Here is a 15866-nt window from a genome sequence, read left to right on the forward strand (position 1 = left end):
GTGGAAGTGCGGCGCCGGATGATCACGCGGCGCCGGGAAATGCCGATTGCACGAATTTATCGTTTTCTGATTTTTCCTAAGAAACGCTCAATCAATATTCAGATTGATTGCAGTTTTCGTCGCATTCGAGCAAATGCGCATAAAAAGAAAGCGCCCGAACCAGTCGGGCGCTTTCAAGGGTGAGACGCGATAAGGCTGTTGCCGTCAGCTGGACAAATGCTCGATCGCCGCCACGCTGCCCAGGCGGTCGCCCAAGCGCTTGAGCAGCGCCAGACGGTTGCCGCGCAGTGCGGGATCTTCCGCGTTGACCATCACCGCATCGAAGAACGCATCCACCTGCGGGCGCAGGCGGGCCAGGCGCGCCAGCACGCTGACGTAGTCCTTCTGGTGCAGGCTGGCATTGCTGTCGTCGATGGCCGCTTCGACGGCTTCAGCCAGTTCGCTCTCGGCCGGTTCGGCCAGCAGGGCCGGATCGACCATGCCGGGAATCGCCCCCTCAGCCTTCCGCAGGATGTTGCGGATGCGCTTGTTGGCGGCGGCCAGCGCTTCGGCTTCCGGCAGCGCGGCGAAGATGCCGATGGCGTCGATGCGGCGGTCGAAGTCGTACAGCGAGGCCGGCTTCAGTTCGGCCACGGCGTTGAAGTGCGTGGCCGGCACACCCTTGTCGGCGTAGTAGCCGCGCAGGCGGTCGATGATGAAGTCGTACAGCTCCTGCGGCAGTGCGTCGGTCTTGCGCTCGGCACTGGGCTGCACCGCCGCCGGCAGGCCGGCAAAGGCCGTTTCCAGCAGCGCGCGCAGGTCCAGCTCGAAGCCGGATTCAATGATCGTGCGCGCCAGGCCCAGCGCGTTGCGGCGCAGTGCGAACGGGTCCTTGTTGCCGGTCGGCTTCAAGCCTGCGGCAAAACCACCGGCCAGGGTGTCAGCACGCTCGGCGATGGCCAGTACCTTGCCCAGGTCCGACAGCGCGATGTCATCGCCACCGAAGCGCGGCTGGTAAGCCTCGTCGATCGCCAGCGCGACGTCGGGCGATTCGCCACCGGTCACCGCATAATGGCGCCCGGCAATGCCCTGCAGCTCGGGGAACTCGTTGACCATGCGCGACTGCAGGTCGTTCTTGGCGAGCACGGCGGCGCGCCTGGCCAGCACCGGATCGGCGCCCACCTGCGGTGCGATAAGCCCGGCCAGTGCCACCACGCGCTGCACCTTGTCGGCCACCGAGCCCAGCTTGGCCTGGTAGGTCACTGTCTTCAGCCCGTCGCCCATCGATTCCAGGCCCTGCTTCAGGTCTTCGTCGAAGAAGAACTTGGCATCGGCGAAGCGCGGGCGGATGACCCGCTCGTAGCCCTTGGCCACTTCGGCCACGTTCTTCGATTCGATGTTGGCGATGCCGATGAACTTCTCGGTCAGCTTGCCGCTGTTGTCCAGTACCGGGAAGAACTTCTGGTTGATTTCCATCGTCTCGATCAGCGCTTCCTGCGGCACCGCCAGGAAATCGCGTTCGAAACTGCACAGCACCGGCGCCGGCCATTCAACCAGGTTGACCACCTGTTCCAGGTTGTCATCGGTGATGCGCGCCTGGCCACCGGCGGCGGCGGCTTCGGCGTTTACCGCCTCCACGATGCGGCTGCGGCGCGCGTCGGCGTCCACCAGCACATAAGCGGCCTGCAGCGAACTGACGTAGTCGTCCGGCGAGGACAGCCACACGGTCTTGTCGTGCATGAAGCGATGGCCGCGGCTCATGCGGTCGGACTTCAGGCCCAGCACTTCGGCCTCGATCACGTCCTTGCCGTGCAGCAGCACCAGCCAATGCACCGGGCGAGCGAAGCCGTAGGCGTGGCTGCCCCAGCGCATCGGCTTGGGAATGGGCATGGCGGCAATCGCTTCGGCCAGGATCTCCGGCAGCAGGGCCGCGGTGCGCGCACCCGGGGTCACCGAACGGTGCACGAAACGCTCGCCCTTGGCATCGCTGGTGCGCTCCAGCGCGGTCCAGTCGATCCCGGCCTTGGCCGCGAAGCCCTGCAGCGCCTTGGTCGGCTGGCCATCGGCGTCCAGCGCGATGTTCAGGTACGGGCCCAGCACTTCACCGCGCTGTTCCGGCTGCTCCACGGCCACGCCGGGCAGCAGCACCGCGAGCCGGCGCGGGGTGGACAGCGGCTTGGCGTCGCCGCGTTCCACTTCCACGCCACGCTTGGCCAGGCCGTCCACCACGCCATCGAAGAATGCCTGGGCCAGGCCCGGCAGCGCCTTCACGGGCAGTTCTTCGGTACCCAGTTCAATCAGCAGCGGCAGCATCGTGCTCATGCCTGCACCTCCTTGGCCGCCACCGCTTCGAGGCGCTTGGCTTCATACAATTTCGCCACCGCCTGGGCCAGCGCGCGCACGCGCAGGATGTAGCGCTGGCGCTCGGTCACGCTGATCGCGCGGCGCGCATCCAGCAGGTTGAACGAATGGCTGGCCTTGCACACCTGCTCGTAGGCCGGCAGCGGCAGGCCCACTTCCACCAGCTTCTGTGCTTCCTTCTCGCACGCGTCGAAGCGGTGGAACAGTTCTTCCACGTCGGCGTACTCGAAGTTGTAGGTGCTCTGCTCCACTTCGTTCTGCAGGTACACATCGCCGTAGGTCACCGGCGTGCCGTCGGGCCCGTAGGTCCAGACCAGGTCATACACGTTGTCGCAGTTCTGCAGGTACATGCACAGGCGTTCAAGACCGTAGGTGATCTCGCCCAGCACTGGCTTGCACTCCAGGCCACCGGCCTGCTGGAAGTAGGTGAACTGGGTCACCTCCATGCCGTTGAGCCAGACTTCCCAGCCCAGGCCCCAGGCGCCCAGGGTCGGCGATTCCCAGTTGTCCTCGACGAAACGCAGGTCGTGCACCAGCGGGTCGATGCCCAGTGCCTTCAGCGAATCCAGGTACAGCTGCTGGATGTTGTCCGGGCTGGGCTTCATCGCCACCTGGTACTGGTAGTAGCGCTGCAGGCGGTTGGGGTTTTCGCCGTAGCGGCCATCGGTCGGGCGACGCGAGGGCTGCACGTACGCGGCATTCCAGCTTTCCGGGCCGATCGAGCGCAGGAAGGTGGCCGGGTGGAAGGTGCCGGCACCGACCTCCAGGTCCAGCGGCTGGATCAGCACGCAGCCCTGCTGCGCCCAATACTGGTTGAGGGTCTGGATCAGGCCCTGGAAAGTGATCGGAACGTTCTGGGTCGCGGACATGCGGCGGAGTCTTGCCTGCTCAGGGGGTGCGCTAGTATAGCGACGGACCGCCCGCCGGCATTCCAGGCAAGCTGCCATCACGCCGTGCAGGCCCCGCTCCGAGGATTCTGGCGCCATGGAACACCGCTCACCGGCAACGCTCGCCCCCGTTCCTGCTCCGGGGCCCCTGCCGCCGGGCCGGCTGGATTTCGATCAGGTGGCGGCCGCCATGGTGGCCGACGGGCTGGTCGCGGCCAGTGATGTGGAGCGCATCCGCTTTTCCGGCAACGGCGCCCGCAATGCCAGCGAGGTGCACCCGCTGGTGCTGCTGGCCAACCTGAAGCTGGCGGCCGCCTCGGGTGGAGAGCTGGGCCTGGAACGGCTGACCGAATGGCTGGCGACCCGAACCGGCACCCGCTACCTGCGCATCGATCCCACCCGGGTGGACGTGGCAGCGGTGACCGCGCTGGTCTCCCATGCCTATGCCCGCCGCCATCGGTTCCTGCCGCTGGCGGTGGACAGCGAGCGGCTGCTGGTGGCCACCAGCGAGCCGCTGGCCCAGGAGTGGCTGCTCGACCTGCAGCACCTGGCCCGGCGCCGGATCGAGCTGGCCATGGTCAACCCGCTGGACCTGCACCGCTACACGATGGAGTTCTACGGGGTGACCCGGTCGGTGCGCGGGGCGCGTGGCGATGTGCGCGGCGAAGCCAGCGGCGTCCTGCCCAGCTTCGAGCAGCTGGTGGAGCTGGGCCGCTCCGGCGACGTGAACGCCGATGACCAGCACGTGGTGCACATCGTGGACTGGCTGCTGCAGTACGCCTTCGAGCAGCGCGCCTCGGACATCCACCTGGAACCGCGGCGTGACATGGGGCGCATGCGTTTCCGCATCGACGGCGTGCTGCACAAGGTGTTCGAGGTGCCGCCGGCGGTGATGACCGCCATGGTCAGCCGGATCAAAGTGCTGGGCCGCATGGACCTGGCCGAGCGTCGACGGCCGCAGGATGGCCGCATCAAGACCCGCTCGCCGGGTGGGCGCGAGGTGGAAATGCGCCTGTCGACCATGCCCACCGCCTTTGGCGAGAAGTGCGTGATGCGCATCTTCGACCCGGATGCGGCCTTCAAGAGCATCGACCAGCTCGGTTTCAGCCCACAGGAAGCGGCTGGCTGGACCGCGCTGGTGGAGCGCCCGCACGGCATCGTGCTGGTCACCGGCCCGACCGGTTCGGGCAAGACCACCACCCTGTATTCCACCCTGAAGCGGCTGGCCACCCCGGACGTGAACGTGTGCACGGTGGAGGATCCGATCGAGATGATCGCGCCGGAATTCAACCAGATGCAGGTGCAGACCAACATCGACCTGGACTTCGCCGCCGGCGTACGCACCCTGCTGCGGCAGGATCCGGACATCATCATGATCGGCGAAATCCGCGACCTGGAAACGGCCCAGATGGCCGTGCAGGCGTCGCTGACCGGCCATCTGGTGCTGTCCACGCTGCACACCAACGATGCGCCTTCGGCGATCACCCGGCTGCTCGACCTGGGCGTGCCGCATTACCTGTTGGCCAGCACCATCAACGGGGTCCTGGCCCAGCGCCTGGTCCGCACGTTGTGCCCGCACTGCAAGGTGCCCAAGCCGCTCAGTGCGGCCCAATGGGCGGTGCTGGCTGATGCCGATGAGGCATTACCAGAGTCACCCACGCCATATGCGCCGGCCGGTTGTCTCGACTGCCGGCGCACCGGCTACATGGGCCGGGTAGGCCTGTATGAGTTGCTGCCATTGAGTTCGCGGCTGCGCGGGCTGATCCGGGCGGACATGGATCTGGCCGGTTTCAACCGGGCCGCGCGTGCTGAAGGAGTACGAACCCTTCGCCGCGCGGGGCTTGAAAAGGTGGCGGCAGGGCTGACTACAATCGAGGAAGTCCTCAGCGTGCTGCCTCCCCCCGATGAACCGCTCGCCTTTCCTGATTCTTGAAACCGGCCAACCGGTCGCTTCGCTGCGCCGGTACGGCCGTTTTCCGCACTGGATCCGGGTCGCGGCGGGGCTGGATGCGGACGAGACGGTGGTGGTGGACGTGGAGCACGGCGGCGAGCTGCCCGACCACCGCGATTTCGCCGGGGTGATCATCAGCGGCTCGGCCGCCTACGTGACCGACCGTGCCGACTGGAGCGAGCGCAGCGCGCAGTGGCTGCGCACCGCCGCGCATGACAACCGCCCGGTGTTCGGCATCTGCTACGGCCACCAGCTGCTTGCACATGCGCTGGGCGGTGAGGTGGCCTACAACCCGGCGGGGCGCGAGTCGGGCACGATCGAGCTGGCGCTGGAGCCCTCGGCGGTGGACGACCCGCTGTTCGCGGGCCTGCCGGCGCGCTTCCCGGCCCATGCCACCCACCTGCAGACGGTGCTGCGCGCGCCGGAGGGCGCGGCCATCCTGGCGCGCTCGGCGCAGGACAACTGCCACGCCTTCCGTTGGGGCCAGCAGGCCTGGGGCGTGCAGTTCCACCCGGAGTTCGCCACCCACCACATGCGCGGCTACGTGCGGGCGCGTGCCGAGTGCATCGGTCGCCACGGCGGCTGCGCGCGCAGCGTGGCGCGCGGGGTCAGTGCGGCCCCGCTGGCCCGCCAGCTGCTGCGCCGGTTCGTCCGCCAGGCGCGCAACAACTGAAAGACCGCCGGGAGCGACCTTTCCTTCAGGTGATGGGCACGGAAAACAGGGATAATCGTTGGTATTCGGGGCGTACGCGCCCTTCCCCCTGTTCCGGAATGGTATGAGCGAAATTCGCAAGCTGCCCGCCTCGGCGGGCGCCCAATGGCTGCTGGACGCGTTCACCCTGTATCGCCGCGCACCGCTGCAGCTGGCGGTCCTTGGCGTGATCGGCATGCTGGTCAGTTCGCTGATCCTGGTGCTGGCGCAGGCATTGCCGAGCTGGCTCGGCGTGCTGCTGCAGCTGGTTTCGGTGGCGGTCGGCCCGCTGGTGTTCGGCGGCATGCTGGTGGCGGTGAGCGAAGTGGCCCAGGGCCACCGCGCCATGCCGACCCACCTGCTGCAGCCGATCCGCGACCGCCGCGTGAGCCACCTGCTGGTGCCGCTGGCGATCCAGCTGATCGCGGTGATTGCACTGGGCACGCTGTTGTACGTGATGATGGGCCCCGACGGCCTGACTGCCACGGCCGAGATGTTCCGCAGAATGCAGGAGCTGCAGCAGTCCGGCGCCACGCCGAGCAATGAGCAGACCATCGCGCTGATGGCCGGCGTACCGGTGGTGCGCATCCTGCTGTGGCTGCTGATTGCATTCGGCACGTTCGTGGCGCTGAGCATGGCGATGTTCACCCAGCCGGCGCTGGTGGTGTTCGACCACCAGAGCGGCATGCACGCGCTGCGCATGAGCCTGCAGGGCTGCATCCGCAATTTCGGCGCGATGGCGGTGTTCATGCTGCTGGGCCTGATCGCGGCGATGTGCATCTACTTCGTGATGATCATCGTGATGCAGCTGGCGCTGATGGCCGGCGGCGCCGGTGCAGCCGCGTTCGTGATGCAGCTGACCAACACGGCGGTGATCATGCCGCTTTACGTGGGCGCGGTGTACGCCGCCTGGAACCAGATGTTCGCCCACCGCGGCCGCGCCGCCCCACCGCCGGTACCGCCGTCGAACGGGCCTGGGAATATTTTCGCGGCTTGATTGGCCGCGACAGCAACAGCAACAGCAACAGCAACAGCAGCGTTTCAGATGCTGCGGGCTGGGGCCGGGCGACGGGCAGCCCCCTCCGGGACACGCCGTGAATCCATCCCTGGAGGCTTGGCAAAAACATCCATGTTTTTGACAGTCCCTCCGGGGGCTACCCGCCGCCCGGCCCCGTCATGGATCCCGCTGTGCGGATGGAAAAGCAGCGACGCATGGCGTCGCTCTACCGTGCGCGTGCGATGTATCCGGTAACGCATTGAAAAATTCAAAGACGTAGAGCGACGCCATGCGTCGCTGCTTTGCTTTCGTATCCGCACCTGCGATGCACGAGAGGGGAGGCCGGCGGGCAGCCCCTGTAGGGACTGTCAAAAACATGGATGTTTTTGCCAAGCCTACAAGGATGTATTTACGGCGTGTCCCGTAAGGGGCTGCCCGTCGGCCTCCCCAGCACGCAGCAAAGAAAACGCTGCTCCTAAGCTCCAAAAGCGCTACTGCGCCTGAGGCTCATCACCCTTCGCAGGCACCAACCACCGCGAAGCATGTATCCCAAGCTCATAAAGCAGGCACATGGGAATCGCCAGCATCAACTGGGAAACCACATCCGGCGGCGTCAACACCGCGGCCAACACGAAGATGCCCACGATCGCGTACCCACGGCCGTCCTTGAACTGCTGCGGCGTGATCCACCCCAGCAGGGTCAGGATCACCATCGCCACCGGCAGTTCGAAACTGCTGCCGAACGCGAAGAAGATCGCCAGCACGAAATCCAGGTACGCATTCGCATCCGGCGTGATCGCAATCACCTCCGGGCGGAACGTGGTCAGGAAGTGGAAGACCGCCGGCAGTACCAGGAAGTACGCAAACGCGCAGCCGATGTAGAACAGCAGCACCGAGGTTGCCAGCAACGGCACCGCCAGTCGCTTTTCGCGCGCATACAGGCCAGGCGCCACGAACGCCCACAGCTGGTACAGCAGCCACGGTACCGCGATGAACACGGCCACGAAGAAGGTCAGCTTGAGCGGCGCGAAGAATGCACCGGCCGGGTTGGTCGCGATCATCGACTGCCCGTTGGGCAGCTGCGAGATCAACGGCTGCGCCAACCACGTGTAGATCTGCCGCGAGAACGGCATCAGCCCCAGCAGCACCACGCCCAGCCCGATCAGCGCCCGCATCAGGCGCGCGCGCAGTTCGATCAGGTGTTCGATCAGCCCGCTTTCCGGCGACTCGTTACCGCTCATCGCGGGGCCTCCGTCGTCGCAGGCGGCGGATCGCGCGGCGCCTGCCCGTCGATGCCCGGCGGTGCCATCGCATCACGCGGTTCTTCAGGCACCGCCTCGGGCTCGGGTGCCACGACGTGCTGGGCCACGCTCGCCGGCGAACCCGGCGCGGGCCCGGTCATGACCGGCTCGTCGGTGCTGGCTGGCGTATCGCCATCGCGCTGTACCTGGTTGCGCACCTGCTCGGCTTCGCGGCGCACCGCCTCACCACTGGCACGCAGCTGCGCCTCGGTATCGCGCACCGAATCCTGCGCATCGCGGAACTGGCGCTTGATCTCGTCTGCGTGCAGCTCGCGTTCCAGCTCCTGCTTCACCGAATCCCACTGGTTGCGCGCGCGCCGCACCCACAGCCCCGCGAAGCGGGCTGCCTTGGGCAGACGCTCGGGACCCAGCACGACCAACGCTACTACCGCGATGACCAGCAGTTCACTGAAACCGATGTCGAACACGCCATGCCGCCCCGATCAACGCCGGTCGCGGTCGTGCTCGTTCTGCGATGTCGTCGTCGGATCCTGCGGACGCGACTCATCGCTCAGGTGCGCGGTCGGCTTGTCCTCGTCGCGCATGCCCTTCTTGAATTCCTTCACGGCACTGCCAAGGTCCTTGGCGCCACTGGTCAGCTTCTTGGTGCCGAACACCAGCAGAACGATGACCAGTACCACCACCCAATGCCACAAGCTCATACTGCCCATGATGTTCTGCTCGCATTACCCGGTTACAAGGACCTGAGCATAGCGCACCGCCGGTAGGGCGGCGCGCGTGACGAAAGTCAGTTGCCGTCCAGCGATTCGGTACGCACTTCGCCTTCGCCCACCGGCTGGAAGCCCTGCTGCGGTGCCGGCTGCGCCGGAACGGCCTGCAACGGCGCGGTGGTGGCACCGGCATTGGCCTGTTCAGTTACGACCGGCGCTGCCTGGGGCTGCGGGGCCGCCGCACGTGGGGCCGGTGCACTGCCAGCGGTGCCGCGCTTTTCACGTGCCGAATACGTCGCCTCTTCCAGACGGTCGCGGAAGGCCACCACGTCCATCGACGGCGCTTCGCCCATGCGGCCCTCGAACACCATGCGCGGCGTGGTGTTGCTGCCGTAGGCATCCAGGTTCGCCTCATCGTCGATCTGCAGCACCGCGCCATCCAGCGCCACGCCGGCAAACAGACCGCGCGCGCGCGACCACGACCAGATCTCGGCCTTCAGCTGGCCATCGGTGGCCGCAGCGGCATTGCGGCCCACGGGACCGGCCGCCACGCCGGCATCGGCGCCCAGGGTGAATTTGCCGTTGACGAGATTGTCCAGGCTGCGGTCGTTGCGGAACACCAGCACCACGTCCGAGGACTGCACGCCGGCCTGGAAGCCGATGCTGCCGCCGGTGAGCTTCATGAACACCGGGTTGGACCAGCTGCCATCGGCGTTCTTGACCGACATCAGACCGTGGCCACGGCGGCCGCCGATCACCAGGCCTGCCTTGATCGTGTCAGGAATGACCACGATCGCGCGGCCTTCGTCCAGCAATTTGTCCGGAATGCCCTGCTCGGGAATATTCTGGATGTCATTCAACACACGCACCGCGTTGCGGGCGCGCTGGTCCTCCTCCGGCCCGGCCATCGCCTGGGTCGACAGCAGGCTGGCGGATATCAGCAGTACAAGGCTCAAGCGGCGCATGGGTGCTCCAGAAAGGGAAATACGGACAGCGTCGATACGCTTTCCCCGAAATTAGTGGGGTTCTGATGAATCCGCAATGAGTATGTTCGGTTCAATCGAGCCACTCTATGGCAGTGATGGCGCGATTCGATCCCGGCCGTCGCGCAGACCTGCGAGAATGGTCCCATGCTCGACGCACCCGATACCGCCGTGCTGGCGGTCAATCTAGGCACACCCGAGACGCCCACCGCCCCGGCGGTGCGGCGTTACCTGGCTGAGTTCCTCAGCGATCGGCGCGTGGTCGCGATTCCGCCGTTGCTGTGGAAGCCCCTGCTGTTCGGGCTGATCCTGCCGCTGCGCAGTGGCCGCTCGGCCGCCAAGTACGCCCAGGTCTGGCTGCCCGACGGCTCTCCCTTGATGGTCTACACGCGCCGCCTGGCCGAAGCCATGCAGCAGCTGATGCCCAATGTGCGCGTACGCCACGCCATGCGTTACGGCGCGCCCGCGCTCACCGCCGAGCTGGACCGGCTGGCTGCCGAAGGCATGCGCCGGATCGTGGTGCTGCCGTTGTACCCGCAGTATTCGACCACCACCACCGCCTCCATCGAAGACCAGGTGCGTGACTGGCAGCCCCGCCATCCGGGCGTCACCGTCACCCTGGTACGCGATTACGCGGTGGACCCGGACTGGGTAGCGGCAGTGGCCGGCAGCATCCGGCAATGGTGGGAGCAGAACGGCCGCGGCGAGCAGCTGGTGTTTTCCTTCCACGGCATTCCGCAGCGCCTCGCCGATGCCGGCGACCCCTATCCGCAGCGCTGCGAAGCCAGTGCGCAGGCGATCGCGCAGGCACTCGGCCTGGCGGATGGCGAGTGGAAGCTCACCTACCAGTCGCGCTTCGGTCGCGAGAAGTGGCTGCAGCCCTATGCCGAACCCACGCTGTGGGCGATGGCCGAGCGCGGCGTCAAACAAATCGACGTGGTCTGCCCGGGCTTCGCCACCGATTGCCTGGAAACGCTGGAAGAAGTGGCGATGGGCTTCACCGAAACCGTCGCCGCGCGCGGTGCGCAGATGCGTTACATCCCTTGCCTCAACGCCGATCCCGCGCACGCGCTGGCGTTGTCGCGGCTGAGCATCACGGCGTTGGCATGACGCTCGAACCGTTTGTACTGCCGGTGGCGGGCACCCGCGTGGCCGGCCTGCGTTCGACGCCGACGGCAGGCACGCGTGTGCTGGCGCTGCACGGCTGGCTCGACAACGCCGCCAGCTTCGTGCCGTTGGCCGCAGCACTGCCCGGGCTGGACCTGGTGGCCATCGACCTGCCCGGGCACGGCCACAGCTCGCATATGCCGCCGGGCACGCAGTACAACACCCCGGGCGCGATCTGCCATGTGCTCGACGTAGCCGATGCATTGGGCTGGGAGCGCTTTACGCTGCTCGGCCATTCAATGGGCGCCGGCATTGCCAGCCTCACCGCTGCCGCCGCGCCCGATCGCGTGGAGCGGTTGATCGCCATTGAAGCGCTCGGCGGCCTGCGCGGGCCGGAAGATGAAACCGCGCAGCGCCTTCGCGAGCATGTACGCGCCGTGCGCGCGTTGCCATCGAAGAAGCTGCGCGTGTTTTCCGATCTGGCCGCGCCGGTACGCGCGCGCATGATGGCCAACCAGCTCAGCGAGCCCTGCGCGCGCCTGCTGGTTGAACGCGGCGTCATGCCGGTGGAAGGCGGCTACAGCTGGTGCAGCGACCAGCGCCTGATGCTGCCCACCGCGATGCGGTTGAGCGAAGCGCAGATCGACGACCTGCTGGCGGCGATCGAATGCCCCACCCAGGTGATCTACGCGACGCCGGCACAGTCGTACTACCCCGAGCCGCTGCGCAGTGAACGCATCAAGCTGCTTCGCGACGGCCGCCTGGATGTATTCCCCGGCACCCATCACCTGCACATGGAGCACCCGGCACTGGTGGCCGACGTGATCACGCGCTTCCTCGCCGGCTGACCGCTGCGACACCCTGTCGCACTCAACTTCCAGCGACGCCAACCGATACCGATGCAGCAGGCACGCGCAGCGTGCCTGTGTCGTCGCTTGCTCCGCCGTCTGCGAAGCCGCGTGTCATCCGGCTTCCAAGGAAGGAGTGCTCTCCCCCATCCACGTCTGTGCAAGGTCTTCCGCCGCTGGGTCGCCGGGCCTCGCATCCGTTCGTCCGCGTTTCAGCGGATGACGTTCCGTTTCGAATTGCCTCTGGAGTTGTCATGTCTGCCATTCCCCACCCCTCCTCACGTCCACCCGACGCCATGCTGCTGCCACCTGCGTTGCACCCGCACCCGCGCGGGCAGCGCATCCTCACAGGGTTGCTCTCCACTGGGCTGGTTGGCGGACTCGCCGGCGCCCTTTGGCAACAACAGGCCGTCACCGTGCTTGGCATCGCGATCGCGACCGGCGCGCTGGTGGTACTGGCGCCGCGGGTGCGGCGCAGCAGGGACGCGCTGCGCGCTGAGCTGGCGCGCGTATCAGCAGGCCATTCGCAGCTGCAGGCGCATTGCACTCGCCAGCATGCCGGCGCTGCGGCCGACGCCACCCTGCGCCTCGCATTGGAGGTCTCGCACACGGCGGTGATGATTGCCGATGCGTCCCACGTGATCCGCTATGTAAACCCCGCCGTGGTGCGCCTGCTGCGCAACCAGCAGGCCACCCTGCGCGAGGCGTTTCCGGATTTCGACGCCGACACCCTCGTGGGGACCAGCATCCATCGCTTCCACGCCGACCCGGATCGTATCCGCGCCATCCTGGACACCCTGCAGGCCACCCACCATGGACGCGTGCGGATCGGACACGTGCACTTTGCCCAGGTGGTGAGCCCGATGTTCGACGCGGCCGGAGCGCGCGTCGGCTTCGCCGTGGAATGGCACGACCGTACCCAGGAGCTGGTGCTGGAGACGGCCGTGGCCGAGATCGTCGATGCCGCGGCGCGCGGCGACCTGGACCGGCGCCTGCCACGCGCCGACAGCGGTGCCGCCTTCATGGATGGCCTCACCACCGGCATCAACCAACTGCTGGAGCGGGTGGGCAGCACCGTCGGCGATCTTCGCCGCGTGTTGTCGGCCCTGGCCGAGGGTGATCTGGGACAGCGCATGGAGGGCGACTACGAGGGATCGTTCGCCGCCATGCAGCGCGATGCGAATGCGACGGCGATTCAGCTGGGCAGCATGGTCGAACGCATCCGGCGCAGTGCCGGCGCCATCGCGCTGGGCGCTGAGGAAATCGCCAGTGGCAACCATGACCTCTCCACCCGTACGGAGCGGCAGGCAGCTCATCTGGAGGAAACGGCCTCTTCGATGGAAGAGCTTACGGCCACGGTTCGACAGAACGCCGAGCATGCACACAAGGCCAGCACGCTCGCGCGTGGGGCGCAGGACGTGGCCGAGCGTGGCAGCGCCGTGGTGGGGCGCGTGGTCAGCACCATGGACAGCATCCACGGCGCATCCAAGCGTATTGGCGAGATCACCGGCGTCATCGATGGGATCGCCTTCCAGACCAACATCCTTGCCCTCAATGCGGCGGTGGAAGCGGCGCGCGCCGGTGACCAGGGCCGTGGCTTCACGGTGGTGGCCAGCGAGGTACGCAGCCTGGCACAACGTTCGGCCGAGGCCGCGCGTGAGATCCGGCAGTTGATCGATGCATCGGTCAGCGAGGTGGCCGATGGTGCCCGGTTGGCGCAGGACGCCGGCCACACCATGCAGGAAATCGTGGGCAGCGTGGCGGGGGTCAGCGAGATCATGGCGAGCATTGCGTCGGCGTCGCAGGAGCAGGCCGCCGGCATCGACCAGATCAACCAGACGGTGGTGCAGATGGACGAGGCCACCCAGCAGAACGCCGCGCTGGTCGAAGAAGCCAGCGCCGCCGCGCGCGAGCTCGAGCAGCAGGCAGCAGGCCTGACCGAGGCGGTTGCAGCGTTCCGTTGAAGGGTTGTGCGTATCGACTGACAGTCGATAACGACCTGGTAGATCACGACCGTTGGTCGTGATGCCCGAAAGGCGCCCTGCGGGGCGCCTTTTTCATGCGTTGGGCGGGTGCCACTGTTGGTCGGCACGCTTTGACGCAAAGAAAAAACCCCGCTGCGTAAGCAGCGGGGTTTTTGGGGTGTAAACCCTGGCGATGACCTACTCTCGCATGGCTTGAGCCACACTACCATCGGCGCAGCTGCGTTTCACTTCCGAGTTCGGGATGGGATCGGGTGGTTCCACAGCGCTAATTTCACCAGGGAGACGGTTGGAGCGTCGCCATCCAAACAACGGATTTAGGCGCCTGCCTCTCATAGTTCTTGTGACGTAGCGTGCACTTGGGCTCTATCGACATGTCATGTCGGCCAAGGCAACTTGAGGTTATATGGTCAAGCCACACGGATCATTAGTATCAGTTAGCTCAATACATTGCTGTACTTACACACCTGACCTATCAACCACATAGTCTATATGGTTCCTTCAGGGGGCTTGTGCCCCGGGAGATCTCATCTTGAGGCGCGCTTCCCGCTTAGATGCTTTCAGCGGTTATCGCTTCCGAACATAGCTACCCGGCAATGCCACTGGCGTGACAACCGGAACACCAGAGGTTCGTCCACTCCGGTCCTCTCGTACTAGGAGCAGCCCCTCTCAAATCTCCAACGCCCATGGCAGATAGGGACCGAACTGTCTCACGACGTTCTGAACCCAGCTCGCGTACCACTTTAAATGGCGAACAGCCATACCCTTGGGACCGACTACAGCCCCAGGATGTGATGAGCCGACATCGAGGTGCCAAACACCGCCGTCGATATGAACTCTTGGGCGGTATCAGCCTGTTATCCCCGGAGTACCTTTTATCCGTTGAGCGATGGCCCTTCCATACAGAACCACCGGATCACTAAGTCCTAGTTTCCTACCTGCTTGATCCGTCGATCTTGCAGTCAAGCACGCTTATGCCTTTGCACACAGTGCGCGATGTCCGACCGCGCTGAGCGTACCTTCGAGCTCCTCCGTTACTCTTTAGGAGGAGACCGCCCCAGTCAAACTACCCACCATACACGGTCCCCGACCCAGATAATGGGCCCAGGTTAGAACGTCAAGCACGACAGGGTGGTATTTCAAGGATGGCTCCACCACAGCTAGCGCCATGGTTTCATAGCCTCCCACCTATCCTACACAGACGAACTCAACGTTCAGTGTAAAGCTATAGTAAAGGTTCACGGGGTCTTTCCGTCTTGCCACGGGAACGCTGCATCTTCACAGCGATTTCAATTTCACTGAGTCTCGGGTGGAGACAGCGCCGCTGTCGTTACGCCATTCGTGCAGGTCGGAACTTACCCGACAAGGAATTTCGCTACCTTAGGACCGTTATAGTTACGGCCGCCGTTTACTGGGGCTTCGATCAAGAGCTTCGCCTTGCGGCTGACCCCATCAATTAACCTTCCAGCACCGGGCAGGCGTCACACCCTATACGTCCACTTTCGTGTTTGCAGAGTGCTGTGTTTTTGATAAACAGTCGCAGCGGCCTGGTTTCTGCGGCCCTCTTCAGCTATAGCTCGCATGAGCCACCAAAAAGGGCGCACCTTCTCCCGAAGTTACGGTGCCATGTTGCCTAGTTCCTTCACCCGAGTTCTCTCAAGCGCCTGAGAATTCTCATCCTACCCACCTGTGTCGGTTTACGGTACGGTCTGCGTAAGCTGAAGCTTAGGAGCTTTTCCTGGAAGCGTGGTATCAGTGACTTTGTCTTAAAGACTCGTCTCGGTGCTCGGTCTTAAAGGATCCCGGATTTGCCAAAGATCCAAACCTACCGCCTTTCCCCCGGACAACCAACGCCGGGTACACCTAACCTTCTCCGTCCCTCCATCGCACTTACGCGAGGTGCAGGAATATTAACCTGCTTCCCATCGACTACGACTTTCGTCCTCGCCTTAGGGGCCGACTCACCCTGCGCCGATTAACGTTGCGCAAGGAAACCTTGGGCTTTCGGCGTGCGGGTTTTTCACCCGCATTATCGTTACTCATGTCAGCATTCGCACTTCCGATACCTCCAGCAGACTTCTCAATCCACCTTCAACGGCTTACGGAAC

At 65.3% G+C, this 15866-nt stretch carries 12 protein-coding genes and 2 rRNA genes (1 of these 14 running past the window's edge); 6 read left to right on the forward strand and 8 right to left on the reverse strand.

Going from position 1 to position 15866, the window contains the following annotated elements; translation table 11 throughout:
- Window positions 1-204: 204 nt before the first annotated feature.
- The gene (gene glyS / locus BAY15_RS00295) at window positions 205-2301 is read right to left on the reverse strand and encodes a glycine--tRNA ligase subunit beta (RefSeq protein WP_068847916.1); all 2097 of its coding nucleotides are present in this window, start codon (window positions 2299-2301) and stop codon (window positions 205-207) included.
- Complete coding sequence (gene glyQ / locus BAY15_RS00300) at window positions 2298-3209, reverse strand: glycine--tRNA ligase subunit alpha (protein WP_068847918.1); 912 nt, start codon at window positions 3207-3209, stop codon at window positions 2298-2300. The genes glyS and glyQ overlap by 4 nt, the downstream gene beginning before the upstream one ends.
- 115 nt (window positions 3210-3324) lie before the next feature.
- Here glyQ and BAY15_RS00305 point away from each other — a divergent pair, with 115 nt between their 5' ends.
- The 3 genes from BAY15_RS00305 (at window position 3325) to BAY15_RS00315 (ending at window position 6866) form a co-directional block, all read left to right on the forward strand.
- On the forward strand, window positions 3325-5160 hold the full coding sequence (locus BAY15_RS00305; protein WP_068847919.1) for a GspE/PulE family protein: 1836 nt from the start codon (window positions 3325-3327) through the stop codon (window positions 5158-5160).
- Complete coding sequence (locus BAY15_RS00310; RefSeq protein WP_068847921.1) at window positions 5132-5851, forward strand: glutamine amidotransferase; 720 nt, start codon at window positions 5132-5134, stop codon at window positions 5849-5851. Before BAY15_RS00305 ends, BAY15_RS00310 begins: the two co-directional genes overlap by 29 nt.
- A gap of 103 nt (window positions 5852-5954) precedes the next feature.
- Window positions 5955-6866 carry a BPSS1780 family membrane protein gene (locus tag BAY15_RS00315; protein WP_068847923.1) on the forward strand — a complete coding sequence of 304 codons (912 nt, stop codon included), beginning with the start codon at window positions 5955-5957 and terminating at the stop codon, window positions 6864-6866.
- A gap of 491 nt (window positions 6867-7357) precedes the next feature.
- On the opposite strand, the gene tatC is transcribed toward BAY15_RS00315, so the two are convergent.
- From tatC to BAY15_RS00335, 4 genes are all read right to left on the reverse strand, one after another.
- Window positions 7358-8107, reverse strand: a complete 750-nt coding sequence (gene tatC, locus BAY15_RS00320; protein WP_068847925.1) for a twin-arginine translocase subunit TatC — start codon at window positions 8105-8107, stop codon at window positions 7358-7360.
- Complete coding sequence (gene tatB / locus BAY15_RS00325) at window positions 8104-8595, reverse strand: Sec-independent protein translocase protein TatB (protein ID WP_068847927.1); 492 nt, start codon at window positions 8593-8595, stop codon at window positions 8104-8106. Before tatB ends, tatC begins: the two co-directional genes overlap by 4 nt.
- A 15-nt stretch (window positions 8596-8610) precedes the next feature.
- Window positions 8611-8838 (reverse strand): Sec-independent protein translocase subunit TatA, encoded by a 228-nt coding sequence (gene tatA, locus BAY15_RS00330; protein WP_068847929.1) that lies wholly within the window; start codon window positions 8836-8838, stop codon window positions 8611-8613.
- Window positions 8839-8915: 77 nt separating this feature from the next.
- The gene (locus tag BAY15_RS00335; RefSeq protein WP_068847931.1) at window positions 8916-9803 is read right to left on the reverse strand and encodes a lipid-binding SYLF domain-containing protein; all 888 of its coding nucleotides are present in this window, start codon (window positions 9801-9803) and stop codon (window positions 8916-8918) included.
- Between the two features lie 165 nt (window positions 9804-9968).
- Between BAY15_RS00335 and hemH the strand changes: the two genes are divergently transcribed.
- The 3 genes from hemH (at window position 9969) to BAY15_RS18650 (ending at window position 13740) form a co-directional block, all read left to right on the forward strand.
- On the forward strand, window positions 9969-10931 hold the full coding sequence (hemH, locus tag BAY15_RS00340) for a ferrochelatase (RefSeq protein ID WP_068847933.1): 963 nt from the start codon (window positions 9969-9971) through the stop codon (window positions 10929-10931).
- A complete protein-coding gene (locus BAY15_RS00345) occupies window positions 10928-11776 on the forward strand; it encodes an alpha/beta fold hydrolase (RefSeq protein WP_068847935.1) in 849 nt (282 codons plus the stop codon). Before hemH ends, BAY15_RS00345 begins: the two co-directional genes overlap by 4 nt.
- 254 nt (window positions 11777-12030) lie before the next feature.
- The gene (locus BAY15_RS18650; RefSeq protein WP_083214012.1) at window positions 12031-13740 is read left to right on the forward strand and encodes a methyl-accepting chemotaxis protein; all 1710 of its coding nucleotides are present in this window, start codon (window positions 12031-12033) and stop codon (window positions 13738-13740) included.
- Between the two features lie 185 nt (window positions 13741-13925).
- Here BAY15_RS18650 and rrf read toward each other — a convergent pair.
- Together rrf and BAY15_RS00365 are read right to left on the reverse strand one after the other, a co-directional pair.
- Window positions 13926-14040 (reverse strand): 5S ribosomal RNA (gene rrf / locus BAY15_RS00360).
- Window positions 14041-14164: 124 nt separating this feature from the next.
- Window positions 14165-15866: ribosomal RNA gene (locus BAY15_RS00365) — 23S ribosomal RNA — on the reverse strand (it continues 1177 nt past the right edge of the window).

Origin of the sequence: Stenotrophomonas rhizophila (assembly GCF_001704155.1) — a bacterium.
Classification (GTDB): domain Bacteria; phylum Pseudomonadota; class Gammaproteobacteria; order Xanthomonadales; family Xanthomonadaceae; genus Stenotrophomonas; species Stenotrophomonas rhizophila_A.